Raw genomic sequence first — 25,909 nt, forward strand, 5'->3', positions numbered from 1 at the left:
CATGCGCGTCGCATTGTTCGAGCCCGAGATCGCGGGCAACGTTGGTGCGGTGTTGCGGCTCGGCGCGTGTCTCGGCGTGCCAGTCGACCTGATCGAGCCGATGGGTTTTGTGTGGGACGACAGGCGGGTGCGCCGCACTGCAATGGACTACATCGACCATGTCGAGGTGGTGCGCCACGCCGGGTGGGAGGCGTTTTGCGATACGCTGGGGGAGGGGCGGCTGGTGCTGTTCACCACCAAGGCCCAGCACTCGCCCTATGACTTTGCGTTCCGGCCCGACGATGTGCTGCTGTTCGGCAAGGAGAGCACCGGGGTGCCGGACCACGTGCGCGATGCCAGCGGGGCGCAGGTTCGATTTCCGATGCGCCCCGAGGTCCGTTCGATGAACCTCGCCTCTTCGGTCGCGCTGGCGATGGGCGAGGCACTGCGCCAGACGGGCGGGCTCCCGGGCTAGAGCAGCTCCAGTTCGACAGTCAGCGGATCGCCCTCGGCGAGATCCTCCGCATGCAACACTTTCTTGCCGATGAGCAGCCACCAGTCGCCCGACTTGGAGGGAAACACCGAGGTCTTCCAGCGCGTTTCGCCGACCAATGCCATGACCTTCACCGACCCGAAGCCGCGCCGGGCGCCGAACTCGAGCCGTTGCAGCCGCTCGGCTTGGGTGATCGCCTCTGCAGCCTCGCCGGTGATCGTGACGAGGTGGTAAGTCCCACGCTCACCGCGCCAGCACTCCAGCGTCGTGGTGTGCGTCAGATCACTCAATGGGCGCGCGCCGCACCGGCACCGGGATGTTGCACACGTCCGCACCGCCTGCGGGCACGATGAAGAACGGATCGCGCCGGTTCGCACGCGCGTCGGCATAGCGGGCGAAGGCTTCGCCGTCGGTCGAGAGGTACTGGAAGGCGGGTAAGTCCGCGACCTCGCTGCCGAGCCGGATCGCGGCGATCGGCACGCGCTCTTCCGGCGTTTCGTAGAACCCCAGCGGTCCTGTGCCGCGCGGCAGGGTGGACAGGTGCTCGATCCCTTCGATCACCCGGCCGACGACGGCGATGTTCCGGTCGAGATGCCGAGGTGCATGGCCGATCACGGTGTAGAGCTCGGCGCCGGTTCCCGCATCGGGCGGCATGTTCCGACCGACGCCGACGCTGCCGTAGCAGTGGACGGGCCAGGCATCGTAAGCCATCGAGTGGCTGCTTGGCCATTCGACCGCCACCGGCCACCCATCTCGCATGATTGAAAACTGCGCATAGCTATCGCGAAACTTTGAATATCTCAGCACATCTTCCTCAATCTTCGCGACGTAGCGATTCTCGCTCGTCACTTGCAGACCCTTCGGAAGCGTCTTCGCCTTCGCCGCATCCTCAGCGTCCGGATCGCCCCACTGGACGACGTAGTTGTCTTGGGCACGCCCAATCGCGAGGCCGTCCCACCAGTGCGCCTTTGCCAGTGTGCGGATGTTGGCGACCCACGGGTGGCTGAAGGGCGGCGGCATGAACTGGATGACCACGCGGCGGGCCTTGCCATCACGGTCGGGGGCGAGATCCATCACCAGCAGGTCGTCCGGCGCGATCGCAACCCACTCGCTCGCGGGCGCAGCGGCGACGATTTCGTTCGGGGAGGGCGCCGCGGGCTTCTCCGCTTCCTGGGCGAGGGCGGGCGCGGCGAGCAGCGCGGCGGCAAGGAGGAGTTTCGCTGTCATGGGAGAGGGTTGTGCCACGCCCACGCGCCAAGGCAAGCGTCAGTCCGCGGCGTCTTCCAGCGCGTGCATGTCCTCGTCGCTGAGGCCGAAGTGATGGCCGATCTCGTGGACCACCACGTGCGCGATGAGGTGTTCGAGATCGTGCCCGTCGGCGATCCACTCGTCGAGGATCGGTTGCCGAAACAGGCGCACCCGGTTTGGCATCTGGCCGCTGTCCGCGATGGATTGCTCGGTCAAGCCGATGCCTTCGAACAGGCCGGTGAGCTCGAACGGGTCCTCGATCCCCATCGCGGCGAGGGTTTCCTCGTCGGCGAATTCCTCGACACTCATCACCAGGTCGCCGAGATGCGCGGCGAACTCCGCGGGCAGGCGGGCAAATGCCGTCCGGGCAATCGCCTCGAACTCGGCGGGGGAGGGTGGTGGGCCGAAAGTGCGGTTCATGGGTGGCGATATGGGCAGCTTCCGGGCGCTTGTCACCATCCCCGCAGATGGCTAGGGGCGCGCTTCCAGTGCATGCGGAGCGGTGGCCGAGTGGTCGAAGGCGCTCGCCTGGAAAGTGAGTATACGTCACAAGCGTATCGAGGGTTCGAATCCCTCCCGCTCCGCCAGCCACCCCCTCGCCATCCATGCATAGAGCCTAAATCTCCAATCGCTTCCTGCGGAATCGCGCTTATCTGGTTGACACCGGTGTCAGCAAATGACACCGGTAGTCCATCGAGCGACACAAGATCGTCGGACAGAGGGAGAGTTTCATGATTGCCACGCGTCACCGGTCGCCGGTTTCTGCCGTTCTTCGACAGGGCTTCCTTGGAGGAGTGGCCTCGCTTGCGCTCGCGATGCCCGCCGTCGCGCAAGACGTCGGGACCGGTCAGGCGGGTCCGGCAACAGAGTCGAGCGACGACGGCATCGTGGTCAGCGGTGTGCGCGCCACGCAGCGCAATTCGCTCCAGACCAAGCGTAACGCGGACCTCATCGTCGATGCGCTCGTCAGCGAGGAAATCGGCGCCACGCCCGACCAGTCGGTCGGCGAGACGCTCGAACGCATCGTCGGCGTGACCGCCGATCGCTTCAAGGGCAGCGCGTCCGAGATCTCGATCCGCGGACTTGGGCCTTTCCTGGGCTTTTCCACGCTCAATGGCCGCGAAGTCACCAGCGGCAGCGGCGACCGCGCGGTTTCGTTCCAGCAGTTCCCGTCCGAACTCGTCAACGGCGTGCTCGTCTACAAGTCGCAGAACGCTTCGCTGGTGGAGGGCGGGACCTCCGGTGTGATCGACCTTCGCACCCTGCGTCCGCTCGATTACGGCAAGGCGCGCGTGACGATCGACGCGCGCGGAGTCTACGAGCCCCACGATGCCCGGATCGAAGGTCGCAACGGTCTCGGCTATCGCATTTCGGCGAGTGTCATCGACCAGTTTCAGGTCGGCGATGGCGAACTCGGCATTTCGATCGGCTACGCCCGCGCCGACGAATCCGCGGCAGAGGACTTTTACACGGAAAGTTCCAGCGTCCGTCCGTGCAATTCGATCGGCACCAACACCAGCGGCAACTGCAGTTACAGCGCCGCCAGCGCCAACCCGGTGTATTTCGTGCCCAATGCCTTTCTCTATCGGCAAATGAACAACGACCTGACCCGTGACGCGGTGATGGGCACGATCCAGTTCAAGCCCCGACCGGAACTGGACATCAACATCGACGGGCAATTCTCGCGCCGCAGCTGGACCGAGAACCGCGTCGACTTCTCGCTGGCCGAGGGGCGCCGCGGGATCATTCCGCTGTCCGGCGGCCTGCTCGCCGACGGAACGCTGCTGGCATTCCAGGGCAATAGTTACCTCGAAGCGCAGCCACGCAACCGCGAGCGCGACGAAGACTACTACGGAGGCGGCTTTTCCGCCGAATGGACCGACGATGCGGCCAAGATCGGCCTGGACCTGTCGTATTCCGAAACCCAGCGTGACCAGGTCGACCGCTCGACCCGCCTGCGCTCGACCGGAACCCGCATGTTTGCGGTCACGAATCCGAACGGAACCACGAGCAACGTCAATTACACATCGGGCCGGGTCCCCTACATCCTCGACAAGTCGTCGGGATACCCGGTGCTGTCGATCTTCCCCTTGGCCAACGGAAGCGCGTTCGACTTGGACGACGCGTCGATCTACCTAGGAAACGGGCGAGCCCAACGCCAGGCCGAGTACCGGACCGACAAGATCTTCGCAGCGAGGCTCGACGGAACGGCGTTCGTCGCCGACAGCTTCATTACCGCGATCAAGGGCGGATTGCGCTATTCGAACCATCTTCGGTTGACCGACCTCGACAACGACAACGATATCGATCCCGTTTCCGCCACGGTGACCGCCGCGGGCAATGCGGCCTGCGCCATACCGTTCCGCGAGAAGAATTACTTTGGCGGAACGCCGATCAACGTCAGCAGCTTCGCCTCGTTCGACCCGCTGTGCCTTTACGAGGCGCTGGCCGGCACACCCGATGCCGGTCCGCTGGCCGATCCGCGGAGCATCAGCGACCTCAACGTGCGCGAACAGATCATGGCGGCCTATGCCATGGCCGATTTCGGCAATCCGTCGGGGACCTTCGGCGGCAATATCGGCGTGCGCGTAGTCAACACGCAGGTGACGTCGAAGGGATTCCGCGGGTCGTTCAACGCCACGACCAACACGGCCGGTGTCGTTACGCTGGCTCCGGTCGCCGGCGCATTCGAAAACGTGACAGGCAAGAACAACTTCTGGAGCGTCTTGCCGAGCGTCAATGCGCGGCTCGACCTGTCCGACGACTTCCTCGTCCGCGGCGCGATCTACAAGGCGATCTCGCGCCCCAATATCGAGGACATGGGTGCGGGTCGCTTCATAAGCACCGACAGCGCAGGCAATCCAACGACGATCCTGGACGCGATTTCGGGCATCTCGGGCGGCAACCCGCGGCTCGAACCGCTGGAAAGCTGGAACGCCGACGTGTCGTTCGAATGGTATCCTTCGGCCGACAACGCGATCACCCTCGCAGGCTTTTACAAGCGGCTTCGGGCGGGGATCGTGCCGGCCACCGGCGGCGCGATCATCGAGCCGTTCACGATCAACGGCCAGACGATCCTCTATCCCGTGGCGCAGCAGACGAACAGCGACGATACGTCGAAGTTGTGGGGGTTCGAGGCAACGCTCAACCACAGCTTCTCCTACCTCCCGGGTCTGCTGGGCGGCTTTGGCGTGATCCTCGGCTACAGCTACGCGGACACGGACTTCGAGTATCCCGATCCCAGCATCGTCGACGGGGTCAACCCGCTTGCCAACTTTGTCGCCCCGGCAACTTTCGTGGGCCTATCGAAGCACACGCTGAGCGCAGAGGGGTATTACGAGAAGGGGCCGCTCGCGCTGCGTCTGATCTACAAATACCGCTCGCCTTACTTCAAGCCGTTCCAACTGGCCGCGAACCGCTATTCGTCCGAGCAGAAGTCGCTCGACGCGAGTGCGAGCATCGACCTCACCAAGAACGTCGAGCTGCGCTTCCAAGCCCTCAATCTCACCAACGAGGACTACATCCTGTCCCGCCCGACGCTCGATTCCGTCAGCGAGGTCAGTTCGTCCGGCCGCCGGTATTACGCCGGCGTGAAGCTCCGTTTCTGAGCTGACATGCCTGCCGGTCTATCGCTGCTGAACATCGCTTTACGAGTGCTGGCGGCCCTTTCGATTACCGCCTGCGCCGCCCCTGCGGCGGCGCAGGTGTGTGACGGATCGAACGGATACGAGGCTGCGGCGGGAGGTGCCCGTACGTTTCTGTGGACGCCGGGCATGCTTGCATCGGCCAAGGCGACCGCCGCGTCGGACCCGGCGGTGCTCGCCCGACTGAAGAACGATGCAGACGCCGCGCTGGGGCGGGGCCCCTATTCGGTCACCCACAAGACCAAGCTGGCTGCGAGCGGTGACCGGCATGACTACCAGTCGATCGGACCCTACTGGTGGCCGACGGCCGGTAAGCCCGGTGGGCTGCCCTATTCGCGGCGCGACGGACGGATCAATCCCGAGCGCAGCGGCCCTCAGTTCGACCTCGACCGTCTGCAGAATTTCAGCAACGATGTGTCGCTGCTTGCTCTCGCGTGGCATCATACCGGCGATCGCCGCTACGCCGAACACGCTGCCGCTCTGGTGCGCGTGTGGTTCGTCGATCCCGCAACCCGGATGAACCCCAATTTCGACCATGCGCAAGCCGTCCCCGGTCGATCGCTGGGGCGGGCCGAAGGGGTCATGGATGCATTCCGCTTCGTGCAAGTCGTCGAAGCGATCGGTTTGCTGGGCCCCTCGGGTGCGCTTTCCGATGGCGACGGAGAGGCCGTGGAAGCCTGGTTCGGCGATCTGGTCCAATGGATGGCAACCAGCCCGATCGGCCGCGCGGAGCGTGCGAAGACCAACAACCACGGCGTGTATTATGACATGCTGATAGGTCAGTTCGCCCTCTATGCCCGTCTCGAACCGGTGGCGAAAACGATTGCAGAGCGCTTCGGACCGGCGCGCATCGAGCCGCAATTTGCCGCCGATGGCACACTGCCGGAAGAGCTCTCGCGGACGCGGTCGTGGCACTACACGCTCTGGACTCTCCATGCCGCCGCACGAATGGCGCAGATCGGCGCTTGCATCGGCGTCGATGTGGCAGGCTATCGCAATGGGGCCGGCGCGGGGCTGCGTACCGCGCTCGACCGGACTGCTGCGGTGGTCGATCCGGAAAAGGACTGGGGCTACCCGGACATCGCCTTCGGAGATGCCAAGGCGATGCGCGAAGAGGCCGAGCTGGCGGTTGAGACGTTCCGAACCGCCGCTTGGTATCTTGCCGATCGGCGCTACGAGGCCGCAGCGATGCGCTATGAGGAGTCTGCCGGAAAATCCCCGGCGGCGTACTATCTGGGCCCCCATCGACCCTGAAGCGCGTCCAGAGTTTCGGTTAATCCATCTCCCTGCGGCCTCGCATTCGTTCGGCCGGCCAACCTTCCTGCGACCCGCGCATCGTATATTCTTCTGCGACGGGGTGTGTCTTTCTCGAAAAAGGACCGGTATTGAGCCGCGAAACGGAAGAAAGGATGGCATGTGAGGGGAAGCACGGGCGCCAAGGGCGAGGCGCCTACCATCAACGATGTCGCGGCGCTCGCCGGAGTTTCGAAGAAGACCGTCAGCCGGGTCATCAACAAGTCGCCCCTGCTCACCGAGCCCACGCGGAAGAAGGTCGAAGCCGCGATCGTCGAACTCGGCTTCGTGCCGAACCCGCAGGCACGCGCACTGGCACTTCGCCGCAATTTCCTGATCGTGCTTCTGCATGACAATCCCAACGCCCAGACGGTGCAGAACTTCCAGAAGGGGGTCTTGCAGACGATCGGGGACAGCGACCTCGCGCTTGTTGTCCGCCCCGTCGATCGCACGTCGGACGGTATGCTGGAGGATGTCCGTGCCTTCCTCGAAAAACACCGGCCGCTCGGTGTCCTGCTGCTGCCGCCGATTTCGGAGCGCGACGATCTGGCCGAGGTGTGCCGGGCGTGCGGCGTCGAATACGTGCGCGTCGGTTCCGCGCCTCTGGACGATGAAGCCCATTGCGTCGCATCGAACGACCGCGAGGTGGTGCGCGAGGCTTGCAAGGCGTTGATCGCCGCAGGACATCGCCGCTTCGGTTTCGTTCGCGGCCCGGCCGGCTTTCGTTCCGCACTCGAGCGTGAGGAAGGGTTCCGCGACGCGATGAACGGGGCAGGGGTTGCCATCGACGACGTGCTGTTCGCGCAGGGCAACTACCGCTTCGATTCAGGCATCGCCGCTGGCAACCAGTTGCTCCTGGCAACGCCTCGTCCAACGGCCATATTTGCTAGCAACGACGAGATGGCGGCGGGTGTCATGCATGCCGCAAAGGCCCGCGGAATCGATGTTCCCGACGACCTTTCGATCGTGGGCTTCGACGATTCCCCGACCGCTTCGCACCTGTGGCCGCCGCTCAGCACGGTGCGCTGGCCGATTGTCGAAATGGGGCGCGTTGCCGCCCGTAAGCTGGTGGAGCGTTACCTTCCCGATATCGACGATGACGAAAAGGAACTGCCGACCAGGCTGCCCTCGACCTTCATCGACAGGGGATCGATAGCGCCGCGCCCCGACTAGCGATCAGCGCACGACGTCGGCACTGCCGGGCGCAAATGCCGCGAGGCGCGCACGGTCGATGAGCGGCATGTCGCCGGGAATGCTGTGCTTCAGCGCACACAAGGCGAGGCCGCCTTCCGCCATGGCCTTCTCGTCGCCGCCCTCGATCCAACCGTGGATCGCGCCCCCCGCAAAGGCATCGCCTGTGCCGATGCGATCGACAATGCCTGTCACGTCGATCTCTGCCGTCTGATGCGCCGCATCGCGGCCGTCGACGCGCGCGGCGATGCGGTGGTGCCCACTCGAGACGATCTGCCGTGCGGTCGAAGCGATGAGCTTCAGATTGGGAAATGCGTCGAAGGCGGCTTCGGCGGCCTCGCGGCGTCGGTCTGCACCATCGCCGGAGAACGCGCGACCGAGAAGCAGCGATATGTCGCGGTGGTTGCCGATCAGGATCGTCGCGTCGGACACCAGGTCATACAGTATCGCGCGCGGGTTGCTCTCCCATGCGCTCCACAAGGCGCCGCGATAGTTGCCGTCGAAACAGATGGGGACGTTGGCTGCCTTGGCTGCCTGGTGGGCTGCCTTGGCGAGCGCCACGCCTTTCGGACCAAGGGCCGGTGTAATCCCTCCGCTATGCAGGAGACGCGAGCCGTCCAGCGCCGCGGCGAAGTCGATCGACGAGGGGTCCGCTTCGGCAAAGGCACTCCCGGCGCGGTCATAGGTGATGGTCGACGGTCGCGAGCCGGCACCGTTTTCGAGGAAATAGAGCCCCATCCTGCCCGGCGCGCGCGCGAGGTGGCGCACATCCACCCCGGTGCTGCGCAGCGCGGCCAGCGCCCGGTCCCCGAGCGGGTTATCGCAGACCATGCCGGTGAACCGCACCGCATGGCCCAGGGAAGCGAGCGCGACCGCTACGTTCGCCTCGGCACCGCCGACCGTCAGGTCGAGCGAATCGGCCTGGACCATGAGGCGGTTACCGGGCGGCGTGAGCCGGACGAGCAGTTCGCCGAAGCAAGTGACAGTCATGTCTGGATCGCTAGCGCGCCATCCATCCGCCGTCGACGGCGATTATCTGTCCCGTCAGATAGTCGCTGGCGGGCGAGGCGAGGAAGACTGCCGCGCCGGCGATATCCTCGGGCCGGCCCCAGCGTCCGGTCGGGATGCGCTCGAGGATCTGGCGGTTGCGGGTCTCGTCGGCCTGCAGCGCGGCGGTGTTGTTGGTCGCGATGTACCCGGGCGCGATCGCGTTGACCTGCACCCCGGACGGCGCGAGTTCGTTCGCCATGGCCCTGGTCACGCCGGCCACGCCGCTCTTCGCCGCGGCATAGCTCGGCACCCGGATACCGCCCTGGAAGCTCAACAGACTGGCGATGTTGACGATCTTGCCGCGGCGCTGGGCTACCATGTGCCGGGCGGCCGCCTGGCTGAGGAAGAACAGGCTCTTGAGGTTGGTATCGACGACCGCGTCCCAGTCCTCCTCGGTGAAGTCAGCAAGGTCGTTGCGGCGGATGATCCCGGCGTTGTTGACGAGGATGTCGATCCCGCCGAGACCTTCGACCGTTTCGGCCACGACCCGCTCGACCGGCTCGATCGAGGACAGGTCCGCAGCGATGTTCACGGCCTTGCCACCGGCGTCGGCGATCAGCCGCAGCGTCTCGGCCGGCTCGCTCCGTCCTGCCAGCGCGACGTCGGCACCGGCCGCTGCAAGCGCCACCGCGATGGCCTGGCCGATCCCGGTGTTGGCCCCGGTGACCAGCGCCCTTCGACCCGAAAGACTGAAGTCGATCATCGGTGCGCTCTCAGGACAGGGCAGGTTCGCTGACGCCGGTCAGCTCGCGCAGATAGGCGCTGATGCCTTCGTCCTGGGAGTTGGCATAGAAGTACTCGGCGAACCGCTCGCCCGCGACAGCAGCCTTCAGCAGGTCCTGGTCGACCGACTTGAGCACGGTCAGCATGTCGTGCGTCGATGCGGCCTTCAGGTCCTTCAGCTTGGTGCGGTTGGCCGCCATCAGGTGCGCGCGTTCCTTCGGATAGCCCGCGCCGCCCTCGTTCTCGAAGATCTTGCGGTAGCAATCCTGCAGGTTGAGCTCCGCGGCCCAGCCGAAGCCCTTGGCATAGGGCATCGACATGCAGTTGCCGTCGTTGATCTGGCTGAACAGGAACGCGTCGGTCGGATCGATCACCAGGCCGCAGAACACGCCCGGCATCGCGTTGCACGCGAGCATCGAGCCCATGCCCGTGCCGCACCCGGTCACCACGAAATCCGCAGCCCTGGAGTTCAGCAGGATGCCCGCGAGCAGGCCGTTCATCACATAGGTCAGCGATGCCGCGTCGTCCGGCGTGTACATGCCGTAGTGGTGAACCGCGTGCCCCATCGGCTCCGCCACGCTCCGCAGCGCATCCTCCACAACCGAACTCTTGGCCGCCTGGCTGTTCTCGATGATAAGCGCGATCTTCATGGGGTAGTCCTTCCGGTGTCTATCTGTTCTTGCCTGAGGCGTTCGGTCAATCGGCCCGGTTTGTGCGCCGATTGAGCTGATATTCGTAGAGCGACGGGATGGCCGGGATACGGCCGCTGTCGAGGATCCGTGCTGTCGGACGATAATCGACTTCGACCGGCCGTCCACTTGCCGAAATGCCCACAACCGTGCCGCCAGGCCCTTCGAGGCCGCTCATGACCTTGAGGGTTTCTCCCTTCGCGGGCCCCCCATCGAAGACGAGTCGGGCGTTCCAGGTCGTGTTGCCGATCCCGTGGCCCGGCTTCCAGTAGGGTGCGCCGCCGCCCTCCCAAAGCCGCCAGGTCCACGCACCTCCGGTCCACTTCGGTGCGATGCGCAAGGTGACGTCGTCGAACAGGTTCTGGTGGTTCGAGCCGCTATGCTGATCGAGGATGGCGCCCTGGAGCACCTGGGCATGGGTAAAGACCGAGCGCGTCGAGCGCGTGTTGACCGTCAGTGGATGCACGACCGGATTCTCCACGCGCAGGTCCCGCACGAGGACGTTGTGCACCGCGCCGACATGTACCGCGTAATGCGCCAGCCGGTCTCCGGTGGTCGTGACGTCGGCGATTGTCAGGCTGGCCGCATTGTCGGTGAGGATACCGCTGTCGGCATTGTCGATCACGACGTTGCGAACCCACCCGTCGAACACGCCCGTCATGTAGATGCCGTTGAAACCCTGCTCAAGGTGATGGCCGTAGGCCGCGCCCTCGGGAAACCGGATCGCCAGGTTCTGGATGCCGACGTTGGTCAGGTGCTCCCAGTTCGCGACGACAGCGGGCTGGTCCGGCCGTACATCGTGAAGCAGCGGATCGCCGAGCGTGACCGTCTTTCCGCTGATCGCCACGATACGCGTCGACTGCGAAACCGTGGGCCGGTTGGGGAAGGTCCAGTGATGCGAACCGATCGGCAGCTCGGTGTCGCCATAGAGCGACTTGATGATCGCGCTGTCCTTGCCCCGGGTCGCGAACCATTGGAGCTGGATCACCTGGCCGGTGCGAAGCTTGCCCGGGTCGGCGACGGTCAGCGTGCGCTCGAACTGCCTGCCAGCAACGCCATCGGTCAGCACCGGATCGCGTACGTCCTTGCTGCCATCATAGCTGACCGGGCGCGTGTCCGGCGGACCCGTGAACAGGAATCCGCCGCTCCAGCTCCACTCGCTGAAGAGGTAGTCGATGTTGTTTTCCGGCTCGATCTGCCGCTTATCTTCCTTGACCAGATACTCGCGCAGTTCGTCCCATTGCGGCGATGTGTCGACCAGTTCGAGGGGGCGGGGAAACCACAGCTCGCTGCCGCCCGCATCCGAACCCGTTCCTTCGAGGACGATATCGCTCCGGTCGATGCGCAGCATTTCGGTGATCTGTGTCCGGCCCGAAGGGAAGCGCAGAGTGACCGGTCCGGGAACCTTGCGTGCGGCCTCGAGCGCGCGCTGAACGGCCTTCGTATCGTCGAGGCCGTCGTCGGGCACGGCACCGTGATCGGCCACGGCGATCGAAGTGGGCGGGGCAGGGGGAATATCGGCGGTGCCGAACCCGTACCCTGCATAGCTGTAGTCGGGCAGCCCGGCCGGCACTCCGCCTGCGGCTTCGCTGGGCCGCTCCTGGCCAGCGGCAGGAGCGGCCAGGGCGGCGGCGAGGACGGGCAATGCGAGATATTTCATGGCTGCCTGTTTTCCCCTCTTTCTGGCGTTTGAATCGCCGGATTCAAAAACGTCGAATGGCCCATGCAGTGGCCGTGTTGCGCGGCAGGGCTTGTAGAATCCAATCATTGGAACGCTGCGGGCAACGCCAGCGAGATCGCGGGTACGTAGGTCACCAGCAGAAGCGCGGCGATGAGCGCGAAGTAGAATGGCCATATCGTCCGGATCGTCTTCTCGACGCTGATGCCGCTCACCGCCGCGCCGACGAACAGCACCGATCCGACAGGTGGCGTCACGAGTCCGATACCGAGGTTGAGCATCATGATGATGCCGAAATGGACCGGATCGATGCCCAGCGGGGCGACGATCGGAAGGAAGATCGGTGTCGTGATGACGATCAGCGGCGACATGTCCATGAAAGTGCCGAGCAACAGCAGCATCACGTTGATGATCAAGAGTACGAGAATCGGTTCGTTCGTGATCGAGCCGATAAGGCTGGCCATGCCCGAAGGGACTTCGAGGATCGCGAGGACATATCCGAAACTGCTCGCCGCGCCGATGATGAGGAGGACCATGGCGGTAATCCGGACCGATGCCATCGCACTGTCCTGGAACTCACGCCAGCCGACCGTCCGATAGACCAGCACGCCGACCGCAATGGTGTAGATCACCGCGATCGCCGATGATTCGGTGGCGGTGAAGATCCCGCTCAGGATGCCGCCGATGATGATGATCGCCGTCATCAGGCCGGGCAGGGCATAGAGCGTTGCCTTCGCGAACGCCCGCCATCCGGGGAAGACGCCCGCCGGATAGCCGCGCGCCACTGCAACGCGCCAGGCCACGAACATCAGCAACAATCCGGTGAGAATGCCCGGGAATACCCCGGCAAGGAACAGATCCGCGATCGACACGCCCGTCCCCGCGGAAGCCGCGTAGATGATCATGTTGTGCGACGGCGGAATAAGCAGGCCGACGATCGCGGCGGTCACGTTCACGTTGGTCGCGTAATCGCGGTCGTAGCCTTTCTCTTGCATCATCGGGGAAATGGTGGACCCCATCGCCGAGGCATTCGCGATCGGCGAACCGGACACCGCGCCGAACAGCATGGACGCACCGACGTTGACCTGTCCCAGGCCACCGCGCGCGCGCCCGAGCGAGGCTTCGGCAATGCTCACCAATTGGCCGGCTATGCCGGATCGGTACATGAGGTCGCCGGCAAAGATGAAGAAGGGGATCGCCAGCAGCGAGAACACGTTGATCCCGGCTGCAAGCCGCTGGAGCGATACTGCGAGGGGGATATCCAGCAGGACAAGCGCCGCGGCGGTCGACAGCAGCAACGCGAGTGCCACCGGGGTGCCGATCACGAGGAGCACCGCAAGGGCAAGCAGCAGGACGACGAGTGCCGGATCCATCAGCGGCCTCCCGCAGCGGAGATGGTAGTATTGTCCTGCGGCTCGACATGATCAGGGTCTTTATGCGCAGCGAAGCCCGGTCGCACGATCTCGCCGACCAGTCGCGTCGCAGAGAACAGGACTATGCAAGCCCCCGCTATCGGCAGGGGAAGATATGCCCATGCTCGCGACAGCGACAGCGACGGGATGGTGTGCGTTCGCACTGTCTCGGCCAGCTGGATTCCCCAGACCACGAAGAGCACACCGGTCATCACAACAAGCGCCTCGACCACGATGCGCAGCCAGCGCGCCTGACGCTCGGGGAGGCGCGCCTGGAGGGCGGCGATGCGGATGTGGAAGCCCTGCTGGAAGCCTGCCGCGGCTGCGAGCAGAGCGTACCAGAGCATGAGCAGCAAGGTGAGCTGTTCGGCCCAGCTCGGGCTGTTGTTGAGCACATAGCGGGCAAAAACCTGCCATCCGACGATCGCCGTCATCAGGACAAGGCCGGCGCCTCCGATCCACATGAGGAATTGCGCCAGACGGTCGTTGAAGCGCGTCAGCCTTTCAAGCACCCGACCCTCCCATTTCGCGGATCTGCGCGACAAGCGCCTTTTGTTCGGGCGAGGTCACGAATGCGTCCCAGACCGGTCGAACGCGTTCGACGAAGGCGCCGATCTCGGCGATCTCGTTAACGGCCACACCCGACTTCTCGACGATGGCGCGCGACTTTCGAACCTGGGCGTCCCACAGTCCGCGCATCAGCGGCACCGATTCGATGGCGCTTTGCTGTACGATCGCTCGATCGTCCGGCGAGAGATCGTCCCACACCGCGCGCGACATCACGAGAATCTCAGGCGCGATCACGTGCCTGGTCAGGCTGAAGAAACGGGCCACCTCGTAATGGCGCGTGCTTTCGTAGCTGGGCCAGTTGTTCTCCGCGCCATCGATGACGCCCTGGACCAACGCCTGGTAAATCTCCCCGAGCGGCATGGGGGTCGGATTGGCACCGAGCGATTCAACCAAGTCGACATAGAGGTCGCTGTTCTGGACCCGCATCTTGAGGCCGCGCATATCGTCGGGCGTGCGGATCGGGCCGCGCACGTTGTAGAACGACCTCTCGCCGCTGTCATAGAAGCAAAGTCCAACCAGGCTATGCGGCACGAGCGACTGGAGCACCTTTCGACCGGGCGCTCCGTCCATCGCACGGCGCATGTGGTCCTGGTCGTCGAACAGGAACGGCAGCGACGGGACGAGCGTCAGCGGTTCGATGCTGTTGAGCGGGGCCAGCGCGACGCGGTTGATGTCGATCCCGCCGAAGGTGGCCAGTTCCAGCGTATCGCGCTCGGCGCCCAGTTGGCCGCCCGGGTAGAGCTTGAGCGTCAAGCGGCCGTTGGAATAGTCCGCCATCCGGCGGCCCATATCGAGCAATGCTTGCGACGTGGGATACTCTTCGGGGTGGAACTCGGCGGCGCGCAGGGTCCGTCCTGCAGATCGATTGCATGCGCCCAGGGCGAGCGTGGCGACCGAGCCGACGATGAAACCGCGCCTTCTCACAGCGTGACCAGCATTGTCCGGCGAGCAATCGCAAGTGCCAAGACGGTACCCTCTCCAGTCGCATCCGCTTTCGGATCGAAAACGGTATTGCACAGAATGACACCGGTTACCAACAAAAAAGGGCAGGCTAACTCGGATTAGTGAGGATTGGGGCGCTATGCCACTCCTGCAATCCAGTTCGTCAAACCGGTGATCATATATTCGCAATCTTCCTAACACGGAGGATTGGGCGATTTGCCATTGACACCGGTGTCTAACAGGGACACGATGGCTCAAACATTCGGGGGTTGGGGATTGGCTGAGTTGAGCGAACTGGCGCGAATTGCGGCTGCCTTTGTGTCGGCCCGGCGCGAGGACGAGGTGCTCTCGCGCTATCCCGGCGCGCACCCGGAGTCCCTGGAAGAGGCCTATCGAATCCAGGATCTTGCGTTGTCCCTGTGGCCTGACCGGGTCGTGGGCTGGAAGCTCGGTCGGATCGCTGACGGCTTAGTCGATCGCTTCGGGGCTCAACGACTCGCGGGGCCGATCTTTAAAAGCCGTCTCGTTCGCAACGAGAGCGGTGCGATGGTCGACGTGCCGGTCCTGCGCGGCTTTGCGGCCGTGGAAGCAGAGATAATCCTGCGCGTTTCGCGACCGATCCATTCGGCGCTGTCTTTCGCCGAAGCGTCCGCGGCCATCGACGAGATACGCCTTGGTATCGAGGTAGCGAGCTCCCCTTTCTCCGGAATCAACGACGAGGGCCCGGCAGTTACGGCATCCGACTTCGGCAACAATTACGGGTTGGTCCTCGGGCCGGAGCTTTCGGGCTTTGCGCCGAACGAATTGTTGACCGCTCCGGTCGAACTCGCCGTCGATGGTGTGCAGGTAGGCGAGGGGCGGGCCTCGGACATGCTCGATGGTCCGATTGGCTCGCTGGCCTTCCTGACTTCGGTCCTGGAAGCCCGCGGCATTTCTCTGGAGGCGGGTTCGTGGATTTCGACCGGGGCGTTGACCGGGGTGCACACGGTCACGCCCGGCAGCGTCGTCACAGCGACACTTGCCGGATCCCATACGGTTTCATGCAGGACCGTCACCAGCGGCGAGCGGCCTCACGATGCTTGACCTTGGCATTTCTTTAAATTGGTATGACAAAAATAGCCACAATAGGAATGGTCTAGAGGTTTGACAAACAGGCATAGTCGAATTAGCTGCAGGTACTAAGGCAACGCGCCCTGTGGCGCAGCTTGCAGCCCCGTCGAAGCGGGACCGCCAAATGGGAGGGAAACATGGCTCGTAGGAATCACAACGGCAGTGCGCGCGGGTCTGCTCGCCGCATGGGGTCGCTCTTGGTCGGGACGGCCATGGCCGGCTGCATGTTCGCATCCTCGGCGTTTGCGCAGGACGCGGCCGCGGGATCCGACGATGACGGCGGCGAGGCTATCGTCGTCACTGGTATTCGCAGTTCGCTGCAAAGCGCGCTCGGAGAGAAGCGCAACGCGGACAACCTGGTAGAAGTGATCCAGGCGGAAGACATCGGCAAGCTGCCCGACCAGAACCTCGCGGAAGTGCTCGAGAACGTCACCGGCATCCAGATCACCAGGCAGGCGGGCGTCGGCAACTCGGTGCAGATTCGCGGCACCGATGCCAACCGCGTCGAGATCAACGGCGTGTCGACCGTGGGTTCGGGTTCCGGGCGCTCGGGCATCAGTTTCGAGGATCTTCCCGCTTCGCTCATTTCTTCGGTCGAGGTCGTCAAGGTTCCCGAGGCGAAGACCATCGAAGGTTCGGTGGGCGGCACAATCAACCTGCGCACCATCCGCCCGCTCAGCTTGCGTGAGCCTCTCGTGGCCGCCCGAGCCCAATGGGAGCGCAGCGACCTTGCGCAATCAACCTTGCCGCGACTGTCAGCGACGGTCGGCAACCGGTTCGATACCGGCATCGGCGAAATCGGCATCGTCCTGAGCGGCAGCTATGCGCGGCAGGACGTCGCCCAGTTCGCCCCGCGCGTCGATCTCGACAACCTGCGCAAGGCATCGACGGCCCCGAACTTGCCCGGCAGCAACGCCAACCAGCCATTCGATTACCTGCAAGTGCAGTTCCTTCAGCAGGAAACCAACAATTACGAATACGAAACCTACAACGGTACGGCCGGCCTGGAATGGAAGCCAACCGACAGCCTGAAGCTGTACTTCGATGCGACGCTGAACAACCAGCAGCGCTCTCAGGAAAGCAATCGCGTGCAGGTGTCGGGAACATCGAACGCGGTCAACACGGCTTTCCACGAAGGTTTCCAGACCATCGACCTCGGCACCCTCATCGGTCCGAACGGTCCGATCGATCTCGGGACCGTGGAGGCCACGACGCACGGGACCATCGGCGTCGTGGGGGCGAGCGGCGGAACGCTCGATCCGAACCTGCGCATGTCCAGCGACACCGGTTCGCGCGTGACGAAGAGCCGTGTCTACGACGTCGGCACCGAATGGGAAGGCGAAAAGCTGCGCGTCCGCGCCGAGCTTTCTCTGTCGACTTCCAATACGGTGAATCCGAACTTCTCGACGACGCTCGACTTCATCAACCCCAGGTCGGTCCAGCCGGTGTTCGGGCGGGGGACGCTGGACAACGGATCGCCGGTGCGCTTCGACTTGCGCGACAATGTCGTCCAGTCCGGCATCGACACCTCGAGCCCGTTCGCCCCGACGACGGATGACCTGCTCAACCCGGCCAACTACCAGCTCAATCAGGTAGCGCAGGGCGCGAGCACGGCGAGAAACAAGGAAAGGGCCGCAAGGCTCGACTTTACCTACGACACGCTCGACCTCAACCCGATCGTGCCGTCGATCGACTTCGGGTATCGCTGGAACGAGACGACCGCGATCAACAACGACATCTCGAACAACATCAGCCTGACCAGCAACTCAACCGGCTCGGCGGGGCGCTTCAACCGTCCCGAGGGCAACCTGTTCTCGGATATCCTGATCAAGGCGCCGAGCAATTTCAACGCGGCCGACGGCCGCGAACTGTACTTCTCGGATTTCCTCATCATCGATGGCGGACTGTCGTTCCGCGACCCGGGCGCGGTGCTCGATGCGCTGAACGCCGCGATCACCGCCAGCAATACGGCCAATCCGCAATTTCCCGCGGTGCCGCTGTTGAGCGGCCCAACCGAGTCGGCGGCCGGGTTCTTCAGCGTGAAGGAACGCACCAACGCGCTCTACTTCCAGGCCAATCTCGATCTGGAGCCGATCGGAATCCCCGCGCGGGGCAACATCGGCGTGCGCTGGCTCACCACCACGCTGTCCTCGACGGGCAACAACATCAGCAACGGCGTGGCAGCCGGACAGACGACCAGCACCGCCAAGTACAGCTTCCTGTTGCCGCGGTTCAACCTGGTGCTGGAACCGGCGCGCAACGTCCTCCTCCGCGGAGGCATCGCGCGCGACATCCGCCGCCCGAACTTCGACGACCTGTCGACCTCGCGTTCGTATTCGACTTCTGCCGAAGCGATCGTGCAGGGCGGCAACCCCAACCTGGTGCCGGAATCGGTCTATTCGTTCGACCTGTCGGGTGAGTGGTACTTTGCGCCGTCGAGCCTGCTGAGCCTCGGTTTCTTCCACAAGATCCGCAGCAACCTGTTCTCGCCCATCGTCGATTTCCCGACGCCCATCGGCTTCGTGAACGGCAACCCGCAGTATTCGATCGATCCTGCGTGTCCGGGCGGCGGCGTATTCAACCCGCTGGCCAACCGGAACATCAACAGCCAGACGCCGGGCAACGGCATCTGCGCGCCGCTCGGATCGACCTTCAACGTTGCTGGGACGACCACCCAGACAGGCGTCGAAGCCGCATTCCAGTATGACCTGTCGCAGTTCGAGGACGCCCTCGGGTTCGCCTCGGGCTTCGGCTTCATCGGCAATTTCACCTACCAGAAGCCGGGTGGATCGGCGGAAACGTTCTACACCGGGCTGACCACGCGTAACCTGGACACGGGTCTGGGCTTCCCGGCCGGGTCGGTGCAAAGCAAGGTCACGCTGACGAGGCTGTCGAAGTACGCGTACAACACCACGCTGTTCTACGACAAGTACGGTCTCAACGCCCGCCTCCGCTACACTTGGCGCTCGTCCTACATCACGACCGAGCAGTTCCGCTGGAACCTGCCCGTCATCGCTGATGCGCGCGGGCAGCTCAATGCCAGCATCAACTACGACGTGACCCCGAACATCAACATCGGCGTGGAGGGCATCAACCTCCTGAGAGGTGACCAGCGGCTCTACTGCGTCAACAACAACGCGGTGCTGTGTTTCCAGGGTCTTACCGATCGGCGCATCACGGCGGGGCTCAGCATTAAACTGTGACGACGTTGCTCGGTCGGCGGATGGGGGCGCCGGCCGGGCTTCTTGCTGTCCCCTGACGGCGGTGATGACAAAAGCGGCGTCAGTGGGCTAGGCGAGTGGTCTGCAACACTATGGGGATCGTCACCAACATGGCAGAGCCACGCCTCTTTCAGAGCATCGCCGAGCGCATAAGCGCGCTGATCGACGATGGCACCTTCCCGCCGGGATCGCGGCTTCCGGGCGAGCGCGAGCTTGCGGAGCGCTTCGATGTCAGTCGGGTGACCATTCGGGAAGCCGAGATCGCCCTCCAGGCCATCGGACGCATCGAGATCAAGACGGGCTCCGGTGTCTACGTCAGCGAGCGCAAGGGTGGTGTGCCGGGAGCGCTTCCGCAGGTCAGCCCGTTCGAGGTCACCGAAGCACGGTCGCTGGTCGAGGCGGAAGCGGCGGCGCTTGCCGCGAAACATATCGGTGCCGACGAGATCGCTCGCCTGGAAACTTTGATTGCGGCGATGGAATCGAGTGACGAGGAGGTCTCGACCGAGGCGGATCGCGAATTCCACGCGACCATTGCGAGGGCATCCGGAAACGGGGCCCTGCTGCACCTCATCGAAACCCTTTGGCGCATGCGCGAGGACATCGTGCCGGTGAAGCGCGCTTACGAAGCCGTTTGCGACGACGATCCCAAGGCGCGGGCAAACGAGCACCGCGAAATTCTCGATGCGCTGCGCGCGCGCGATTGCGACCGGGCGCGATCTGCGATGCGCGCGCATTTTCATCGCCTCATTGCAGCGATGCTCGACGCCACCGAGCGCGAGGCACTCCGCGAGTTGCAGGAGCGCGTATCACAGAGCCGCGAACGTTTCCTCGCTGGCTCGGTGTGATTGGTATGACCGATTGGACTGGCAATAATTCTGCTTAAGGTATTCGAGATTGGTTGACTCGATGCGTTTGCCTAGCTAATCGATATTTCGGTTCGGGATCGAGGGAGCGGCAACAGTGCGAGTGGAGACGTCTCTCATTGCAGGCTTGCTGGTCGCCTCCGCTCCCTTAAGCGCCGAAGACTTCCTCGTTCATTCGCAGGCAGAGTATGCCGCCGCTGCAAGCAAGGTTCGCGCAGGCGATGCGATCGTGTTGGCGAATGGCGAATGGCGCGACTTCGAGATCGTTCTGTCCGGTCGCGGCACCGTGGAACGCCCGATCGCCCTTCGCGCCCAATCGGCCGGGAAAGTCGTCCTGACGGGCCGGTCCAACCTGCGGATCGGCGGGCAGTTCATCGTCGTCTCCGATCTCGTTTTCCGCGACGGTTACAGTCCGACGGGCGAGGTGTTGTCGTACCGCACCAGCAAGGACGATCCGGCGCACGACAGCCGGATGACCGGGATCGTTATCGACGGCTTCAGCAAGCCCGGTCGATACGACGATGACTACTGGATCAGCATGTATGGCCGGAACAACCGGTTCGACCACGGCTATGTTGCCGGCAAGACCAACAAGGGCGTGACGCTCGCGGTTCGCCTCGACAGCGAAGGCAGTCGGCAGAACGGTCATCGCATCGACCACAACTACTTCGGCAAGCGGCCGGTGCTGGGATCGAACGGCGGCGAAACGATCCGGGTGGGGACCAGCCAGTTCTCGATGCACGATTCCGGCACGGTGATCGAAAACAACTACTTCGAGGAATGCGACGGAGAGGTCGAGATCGTCTCGATCAAGGCGGGCCGCAACGTGGTGCGGGAGAACGTCTTCGATGCGAGCCAGGGGGCGGTGACGCTGCGCCATGGCGACGGCAACCTGGTCGAGCGCAACGTGTTCCTCGGCCGCGGGAAGCCGCACACCGGGGGCATTCGCGTCATCAACCGCGATCAGACGGTGCGCGGCAACTACATGGAAGGGCTTCGGGGCACCGGGTTCGCCAGTGCGCTGGCGGTCATGAACGGCGTGCCCGATTCCCCCGTCCACCGATACGTCCAGGTCACCAACGCCGTCATCGAGTACAACTCGATCTTCGATTCCACACGGATCGCGCTCGCGGCCGGGGCAGATGCCGAACGGTCGGCACCGCCGACGGCGTCGCTGGTCGAGAACAATTTGCTCTCAGGGGAGGGCGACGGCCTGTTCGTGACCGTGGATGACGACGTTTCCGGCATCGCGTTTGCAGGCAACGTCGTTCTTGCCGGATCAGCTGCCGCCGCGGTGCCCCAACTGGACCGGCGCAAAGTTGCGCTCGAACGGGCGGAGAACGGTTTGCTGTATCCCGTCGGCAAGGAGACACCGAACCTTGGTGCGCCGCGCGACCTGAAGCCGGTGACGCGTGCCGAAGTGGGGCCGGGTTGGTATCCGAAGCCCGTCCCCGCCGTGGAGGAGACGTCTCGCACGGTACGCGTATCGGCGGGCCCGGCAGCGCTGGAGCGCGCGATATCGAACGCGCAACCGGGCGATGTCATCGAACTCGCTCCCGGGCGCTATTTCGTCGAGAAGACCCTGGTTGTGGACCGGGACGTGTCCGTCGTCGGCGCGGCTGGCCCGAACGATGCAGTCATCGCCTTCGCGCGCCCGAGCCTGTTCGAGATCGCGGATGGCGTGGCGCTTCGCCTCGCGAACCTCGCCATCACGGGTGACGAGGCGCCCGACAACGTCGGCAATGCCGTCATCCGCACCAGCGCCACCCCAATGCGCGGCAATTTCACGCTGGAACTGGACCGGGTCGCCGTGCGCGACCTCAATGTGAACCGCGCGTTCGATGTCGTGGTCGTCGGAAAGAGCGCCTTTGCGGATTCGATCGTGGTCCGGAACAGCAGCTTCTCGAACATCACGGGTGCGGTGATCCGGGCTGATGCGGAAAGCGACGATTTCGGTCAGTACGGCGTAGAATTCGTCACCGTTGCGAAGTCGAATTTCAGCAACGTGGGCGGAGGTGTCGCCGTCCTTTATCGGGGCGGCCGCGACGAAAGCACGTTCGGTCCCCATTTCGCGATGACCGGGTCGCAAATCTCAGGCAGCGGGAAGGCAGGAGCAGACCAGCCGTCCGTGCACCTTCACGGCGTCCAGGAATCGCGAATATCGGGCAACACGTTCTCGGCATCCGGGCCGGTCCGCGTCGTCCATACGGTCGGGGTGCCAGACACCGTCATAACGGGCAACACGTTCGACACGGCCGCCCCGATCGAAGTGATCGAACTCGAGCATCGCGGCGCACCGCGGGCCGACACGTCGGGCAACCTCTTGCCCACGGATGGCCGCAAGTGATCTTGCGCAGCGCACCGCTGGCGCTCGGCCTGGCCCTTTCTGCGATCCCGGCTGCGGCAGTTGCCCAGCCAGTGACCGACGCGGCGAGCGGCACGGCAGAGCAGACTTCGCTGTTCGCCGCAGAGCTTCGCGACGCCCGCGCATTCGTCGACGGGATGATCGGAGAAGGCGTCGTGGTGCCGGTGCCGAAGGATCCCGGCGGTGGCTACACGCACGAACAGCACAAGCGCAATTACCGTGCCCTGCAACTGGGCGGCAGGCTCTATTCGCTGACGGGAGAGCGCAAGTACGCCGACTATGTGCGCGACGTCCTGCTGGCCTATGCAAAGCTGTATCCGAAGCTGGACGACCATCCGGCGAAAGCCAACCAGCACCCGGGGCGCCTGTTCTGGCAAGTGCTGAACGATGCCGTCTGGCTGGTCCATGCAGCGCAGGGATACGAGGCGATCCGCGACATTCTTCCGCAGGGCGAGCGGCGCATCATCGACGAAAACGTCTTCCGCGCCGCGGCACGATTCCTTGCCGTGGACTCTCGTGCGACCTTCGACCGCATCCACAACCATGCGACCTGGGCCGCGGCGGGTGTCGGGATGACGGGTTACGTGCTGGGCGACCAAGCGCTTGTCGACCTTGCCTTGCGCGGGTCGGACGGCACCGGACGCACCGGTTTCCTGCGGCAGGTCGACGAGCTTTTCTCGCCCGACGGATATTACGCTGAAGGTCCGTATTATCAGCGTTACGCGCTCTTGCCGTTCTTGGTTTTCGCTGACGCAATCGAGCGCCGCGAGCCGGGCCGTCGCATTTTCGAACGGCGCGAAGGAGTGCTGCTGAAGGCACTCGATACGACGATCCAGCTGACTTATGGCGGCTGTTTCTTCCCGCTCAACGATGCCCTGAAGGACAAGTGCCTGCGCACCGACGAGCTCTACGAAGGGGTGGCAATCGGCTATGCGCGGACGAAGGCCCCGGGTCTTCTGTCCATTGCCCAATGGCAAGGCCGCACCGTCCTGACGGCGGCAGGGCAAGCCCTTTCCATGGACCTTGCCGATGGCAAGGCACGGCCCTTTCCGTTTCGCACGACACTGCTTCGGGATGGACCGGGCGGCGAGAAGGGCGCGCTGGCCGTGCTGCGTGAGGGGGCGGGCTTCGACGGGTCCGCGCTCATCGCCAAGAACACCTCGCAGGGAATGGGCCACGGCCATTTCGACAAGCTTGGCTGGCAGTTCTACGATAACGGCAACGAGGTCGTGACCGACTACGGCGCCGCTCGCTTCCTGAACATTCCGGCGAAAGAGGGCGGTCGATATCTCCCCGAGAACGAGACCTGGGCGAAGCAGACCATCGCGCACAACACGCTCGTCGTGGACGGTAAAAGTCACTTCGGCGGCGACCCGGAACTGGCCGAACGGCATGCTCCGCGACAGCTGGCTTTCGTCGAAAGCGACCGCCTCAAGCTGAGCGCGGCCGAGATCGACAGCGCCTATCCCGGCGTGAGGATGCAGCGGGTGCTGGCGCTCGTGCGGCTGTCCGACATTGCGGAACCGTTGGTTGTCGACGTGCTGAGGTCAGAGTCGGAAACTGCTCATGTCTATCAGCTGCCGCTGCACTTCAACGGGCACATCATGCGGAGCGGTTTTGTCAGGACGTCGTTCACGCAGGCTCGCCCCGTGCTGGGTGACGCGAATGGCCTGCAGCACATCTGGATCGACGCTCGAGGTCAACCGAAGTCCGCCACGGATGGCTTCCTGACATGGCTGACCGGCGACCGGTTCTACACGGCTCGATGGATTCCCCAATCCGGCGCCACGGTGCTGATCGGCGAAAGCGGCGCGAACGATCCCGACTTCAACCTTCGACGCGAACCGATGGTGATCCAGCAGGTCTCGGCCGTCCGCTCGCCGGTGTTCGTCACCGTCCTCGAACCGCACGGTCGGTACGATGGGGCCGCTGAACGCACCGATGAAAGCGAAAGCCGGGTTGCGTCGCTTTCGCACCAGCGGTCGGGCCAATACGATCTCGTCACCGTCGAGCGCCGAGATGGACGCAAGCACACGCTCGCGATTTCGTGGGTCGACGACCCCGATCGCGATCACACCGCTATCATCGAAGGTCGCGACGTCGTCTGGCGGGGATTCGCGGCGCTGGTTGATAACCCCAGGGAAAACGCGCCATGAAACCGAACGGAAAGCTGCGCTGGATCGTCGTTTCCCTTGTCGCACTGGCAACGGTGATCAACTACGTCGACCGCGGCGCGCTGGGATTTCTCTGGCCCGAAATCTCCGAAGACCTTGGGCTGTCGAAGCTCGACTACGCGATCATCCTGAACTTCTTCACGTTCGCATATGCATTCGGGCAAACCCTGTTCGGCAAGATTTTCGACTGGATCGGTACGCGCCTCGGCTTCGTGCTGTCGATTGCGGTCTGGTCGGCGGCAACGATGCTCCATGCCGTTGCGACCGGGCTGGCAGGCTTCGCCTTTTTCCGCACGCTGCTGGGTCTCTCGGAAGCGGGGAACTGGCCCGGTGCAACCAAGGCCAATGCAGAGTGGTTCCCGATCGACGAGCGCGCTCTGGCGCAGGGCATATTCAACTCCGGCGCGGCGATCGGCGGGATCGTTTCGGCTCCGGTGGTGGCCTACCTGTTCGTCTTTCTCGGGTCGTGGCAGGCGACCTTTGTCGCGATCGGTCTGCTGGGCTTCCTCTGGTTGGTGCCGTGGCTGATCGTCTACAAGTCCGGGCCTGAGGCGCACCCCTGGATCTCCGCTGAAGAACGCCACTACATACTGACCGGGCAACGCCACCATGCCGCGACGGACGATGCGCCGGCCTATGCGCCCGGCGCGCGGGAAATCCTGTCGCGCAAGGAGAGCTGGGGTGTGATCCTCGCCTCGTTCTTCCTGGACCCGATCTGGTGGCTCTTCGTCGGCTGGCTGCCGCTATACCTCTCGGAAACATACGGCTTCGGGGTGACCGAAATCGGACTCTACGCCTGGGTGCCCTATGTGGGCGCGATGCTTGGGGCGTGGGCGGGCGGCCTGCTGGCGCGCAACCGGATCGGAGCGGGCTGGTCTGTAGACCGCACACGCAAGATGGTGATCGCGCTCGGCGGGGTGATCATGCTTGTGTCGCTCCTGCTGACGATCAAGGCGGCGACGCCGACGGCGGCGGTGCTGCTGATGGCGGCAATCCTCTTCGGGTTCCAGGTTTCGGTCGGCAACATCCAGACCTTGCCCAGCGACTTCTACGGCGGGGCGTCGGTGGCGACCCTGGCGGGTTTTGCGGGGACCGCAGCCAAGCTGGCGGTCGTCGGGCTCAACTTCCTGATTCCGGTCATCACAGTCCAGAGCTATGCGCCCGCATTCGCGGTGGGGGCGGGGCTCGCCATCGCGTCGGTCGCTTCAATCTACCTTCTGTGCCCCTCAATCCGACCTCTTCATCCGCGCGCGTGAGCACCGGC

At 64.2% G+C, this 25,909-nt stretch carries 20 protein-coding genes and 1 tRNA gene; 11 read left to right on the forward strand and 10 right to left on the reverse strand.

All coding sequences use genetic code 11. The features are described 5' to 3' along the window. Position 1 precedes the first annotated feature (1 nt). Positions 2-454 carry a tRNA (cytidine(34)-2'-O)-methyltransferase gene (locus A6F68_RS08390; RefSeq protein ID WP_067678547.1) on the forward strand — a complete coding sequence of 151 codons (453 nt, stop codon included), beginning with the start codon at positions 2-4 and terminating at the stop codon, positions 452-454. On the opposite strand, the gene A6F68_RS08395 is transcribed toward A6F68_RS08390, so the two are convergent. From A6F68_RS08395 to A6F68_RS08405, 3 genes are read right to left on the reverse strand one after another with little or no spacing between them, the layout of a single operon-like run. Next, positions 451-762: a DUF1905 domain-containing protein gene (locus A6F68_RS08395; protein ID WP_067678550.1), complete on the reverse strand. Its 312-nt coding sequence runs from the start codon at positions 760-762 to the stop codon at positions 451-453. The genes A6F68_RS08390 and A6F68_RS08395 overlap by 4 nt on opposite strands. Continuing rightward, positions 755-1,699, reverse strand: a complete 945-nt coding sequence (locus A6F68_RS08400; protein WP_067678552.1) for a peptidylprolyl isomerase — start codon at positions 1,697-1,699, stop codon at positions 755-757. The genes A6F68_RS08395 and A6F68_RS08400 overlap by 8 nt, the downstream gene beginning before the upstream one ends. A gap of 39 nt (positions 1,700-1,738) precedes the next feature. Further along, positions 1,739-2,140, reverse strand: a complete 402-nt coding sequence (locus A6F68_RS08405) for a metallopeptidase family protein (RefSeq protein ID WP_067678553.1) — start codon at positions 2,138-2,140, stop codon at positions 1,739-1,741. Between the two features lie 76 nt (positions 2,141-2,216). Here A6F68_RS08405 and A6F68_RS08410 point away from each other — a divergent pair. From A6F68_RS08410 to A6F68_RS08425, 4 genes are all read left to right on the forward strand, one after another. Continuing rightward, positions 2,217-2,307 (forward strand) — tRNA-Ser (locus tag A6F68_RS08410). 144 nt (positions 2,308-2,451) lie between these two features. Further along, a complete protein-coding gene (locus A6F68_RS08415; protein WP_084001765.1) occupies positions 2,452-5,328 on the forward strand; it encodes a TonB-dependent receptor in 2,877 nt (958 codons plus the stop codon). Between the two features lie 6 nt (positions 5,329-5,334). Continuing rightward, the gene (locus tag A6F68_RS08420) at positions 5,335-6,618 is read left to right on the forward strand and encodes an alginate lyase family protein (protein ID WP_067678558.1); all 1,284 of its coding nucleotides are present in this window, start codon (positions 5,335-5,337) and stop codon (positions 6,616-6,618) included. A gap of 162 nt (positions 6,619-6,780) precedes the next feature. Beyond that, positions 6,781-7,830 carry a LacI family DNA-binding transcriptional regulator gene (locus A6F68_RS08425; protein ID WP_067678561.1) on the forward strand — a complete coding sequence of 350 codons (1,050 nt, stop codon included), beginning with the start codon at positions 6,781-6,783 and terminating at the stop codon, positions 7,828-7,830. A 3-nt stretch (positions 7,831-7,833) separates the two neighbouring features. On the opposite strand, the gene A6F68_RS08430 is transcribed toward A6F68_RS08425, so the two are convergent. The 7 genes from A6F68_RS08430 to A6F68_RS08460 all read right to left on the reverse strand — a co-directional run bounded on the left by A6F68_RS08430 (position 7,834) and on the right by A6F68_RS08460 (position 14,894). Then, positions 7,834-8,838, reverse strand: coding sequence for a sugar kinase (locus A6F68_RS08430; protein WP_067678563.1), 1,005 nt, complete (start codon positions 8,836-8,838; stop codon positions 7,834-7,836). A 10-nt stretch (positions 8,839-8,848) separates the two neighbouring features. Continuing rightward, positions 8,849-9,601 carry a 2-dehydro-3-deoxy-D-gluconate 5-dehydrogenase KduD gene (gene kduD / locus A6F68_RS08435; RefSeq protein ID WP_067678570.1) on the reverse strand — a complete coding sequence of 251 codons (753 nt, stop codon included), beginning with the start codon at positions 9,599-9,601 and terminating at the stop codon, positions 8,849-8,851. A 10-nt stretch (positions 9,602-9,611) separates the two neighbouring features. Beyond that, the gene (locus tag A6F68_RS08440; protein ID WP_067678572.1) at positions 9,612-10,271 is read right to left on the reverse strand and encodes an RpiB/LacA/LacB family sugar-phosphate isomerase; all 660 of its coding nucleotides are present in this window, start codon (positions 10,269-10,271) and stop codon (positions 9,612-9,614) included. Positions 10,272-10,317: 46 nt separating this feature from the next. Further along, on the reverse strand, positions 10,318-11,970 hold the full coding sequence (locus tag A6F68_RS08445) for a right-handed parallel beta-helix repeat-containing protein (RefSeq protein ID WP_067678574.1): 1,653 nt from the start codon (positions 11,968-11,970) through the stop codon (positions 10,318-10,320). A 104-nt stretch (positions 11,971-12,074) separates the two neighbouring features. Further along, positions 12,075-13,361: a TRAP transporter large permease gene (locus A6F68_RS08450; RefSeq protein WP_067678576.1), complete on the reverse strand. Its 1,287-nt coding sequence runs from the start codon at positions 13,359-13,361 to the stop codon at positions 12,075-12,077. Beyond that, a complete protein-coding gene (locus A6F68_RS08455) occupies positions 13,361-13,912 on the reverse strand; it encodes a TRAP transporter small permease (protein WP_067678581.1) in 552 nt (183 codons plus the stop codon). Before A6F68_RS08455 ends, A6F68_RS08450 begins: the two co-directional genes overlap by 1 nt. Next, on the reverse strand, positions 13,905-14,894 hold the full coding sequence (locus tag A6F68_RS08460; protein WP_067678584.1) for a TRAP transporter substrate-binding protein: 990 nt from the start codon (positions 14,892-14,894) through the stop codon (positions 13,905-13,907). The genes A6F68_RS08455 and A6F68_RS08460 overlap by 8 nt, the downstream gene beginning before the upstream one ends. A gap of 303 nt (positions 14,895-15,197) precedes the next feature. Here A6F68_RS08460 and A6F68_RS08465 point away from each other — a divergent pair, with 303 nt between their 5' ends. The 6 genes from A6F68_RS08465 (at position 15,198) to A6F68_RS08490 (ending at position 25,901) form a co-directional block, all read left to right on the forward strand. Next, complete coding sequence (locus tag A6F68_RS08465) at positions 15,198-15,995, forward strand: 2-keto-4-pentenoate hydratase (RefSeq protein ID WP_232308100.1); 798 nt, start codon at positions 15,198-15,200, stop codon at positions 15,993-15,995. A 164-nt stretch (positions 15,996-16,159) separates the two neighbouring features. Beyond that, positions 16,160-19,225: a TonB-dependent receptor gene (locus tag A6F68_RS08470; protein ID WP_198152575.1), complete on the forward strand. Its 3,066-nt coding sequence runs from the start codon at positions 16,160-16,162 to the stop codon at positions 19,223-19,225. Between the two features lie 128 nt (positions 19,226-19,353). Further along, the gene (locus A6F68_RS08475; RefSeq protein ID WP_067682330.1) at positions 19,354-20,088 is read left to right on the forward strand and encodes a FadR/GntR family transcriptional regulator; all 735 of its coding nucleotides are present in this window, start codon (positions 19,354-19,356) and stop codon (positions 20,086-20,088) included. 121 nt (positions 20,089-20,209) lie between these two features. Then, positions 20,210-22,453 (forward strand): polysaccharide lyase 6 family protein, encoded by a 2,244-nt coding sequence (locus A6F68_RS08480; RefSeq protein WP_232308101.1) that lies wholly within the window; start codon positions 20,210-20,212, stop codon positions 22,451-22,453. Next, entirely contained in the window at positions 22,450-24,627 is a 2,178-nt protein-coding gene (locus A6F68_RS08485; RefSeq protein ID WP_232308102.1) for an alginate lyase family protein, read from the forward strand. The genes A6F68_RS08480 and A6F68_RS08485 overlap by 4 nt, the downstream gene beginning before the upstream one ends. After that, on the forward strand, positions 24,624-25,901 hold the full coding sequence (locus A6F68_RS08490) for an MFS transporter (RefSeq protein ID WP_067678593.1): 1,278 nt from the start codon (positions 24,624-24,626) through the stop codon (positions 25,899-25,901). The genes A6F68_RS08485 and A6F68_RS08490 overlap by 4 nt, the downstream gene beginning before the upstream one ends. Positions 25,902-25,909: the final 8 nt, after the last annotated feature.

Source organism: Tsuneonella dongtanensis, from assembly GCF_001698205.1.
GTDB classification, from domain to species: domain Bacteria; phylum Pseudomonadota; class Alphaproteobacteria; order Sphingomonadales; family Sphingomonadaceae; genus Tsuneonella; species Tsuneonella dongtanensis.

What these genes read in the sequence shown, in the direction of transcription:
- A6F68_RS08390 (WP_067678547.1), top strand. Translation starts at nt 2, where the DNA reads ATGCGCGTCGCATTGTTCGAGCCCGAGATCGCGGGCAACGTTGGTGCG.
- A6F68_RS08400 (WP_067678552.1), bottom strand. Translation starts at nt 1,699, where the DNA reads ATGACAGCGAAACTCCTCCTTGCCGCCGCGCTGCTCGCCGCGCCCGCC.
- A6F68_RS08405 (WP_067678553.1), bottom strand. Translation starts at nt 2,140, where the DNA reads ATGAACCGCACTTTCGGCCCACCACCCTCCCCCGCCGAGTTCGAGGCG.
- A6F68_RS08415 (WP_084001765.1), top strand. Translation starts at nt 2,452, where the DNA reads ATGATTGCCACGCGTCACCGGTCGCCGGTTTCTGCCGTTCTTCGACAG.
- A6F68_RS08420 (WP_067678558.1), top strand. Translation starts at nt 5,335, where the DNA reads ATGCCTGCCGGTCTATCGCTGCTGAACATCGCTTTACGAGTGCTGGCG.
- A6F68_RS08430 (WP_067678563.1), bottom strand. Translation starts at nt 8,838, where the DNA reads ATGACTGTCACTTGCTTCGGCGAACTGCTCGTCCGGCTCACGCCGCCC.
- kduD (WP_067678570.1), bottom strand. Translation starts at nt 9,601, where the DNA reads ATGATCGACTTCAGTCTTTCGGGTCGAAGGGCGCTGGTCACCGGGGCC.
- A6F68_RS08440 (WP_067678572.1), bottom strand. Translation starts at nt 10,271, where the DNA reads ATGAAGATCGCGCTTATCATCGAGAACAGCCAGGCGGCCAAGAGTTCG.
- A6F68_RS08445 (WP_067678574.1), bottom strand. Translation starts at nt 11,970, where the DNA reads ATGAAATATCTCGCATTGCCCGTCCTCGCCGCCGCCCTGGCCGCTCCT.
- A6F68_RS08450 (WP_067678576.1), bottom strand. Translation starts at nt 13,361, where the DNA reads ATGGATCCGGCACTCGTCGTCCTGCTGCTTGCCCTTGCGGTGCTCCTC.
- A6F68_RS08470 (WP_198152575.1), top strand. Translation starts at nt 16,160, where the DNA reads ATGGCTCGTAGGAATCACAACGGCAGTGCGCGCGGGTCTGCTCGCCGC.
- A6F68_RS08475 (WP_067682330.1), top strand. Translation starts at nt 19,354, where the DNA reads ATGGCAGAGCCACGCCTCTTTCAGAGCATCGCCGAGCGCATAAGCGCG.
- A6F68_RS08490 (WP_067678593.1), top strand. Translation starts at nt 24,624, where the DNA reads ATGAAACCGAACGGAAAGCTGCGCTGGATCGTCGTTTCCCTTGTCGCA.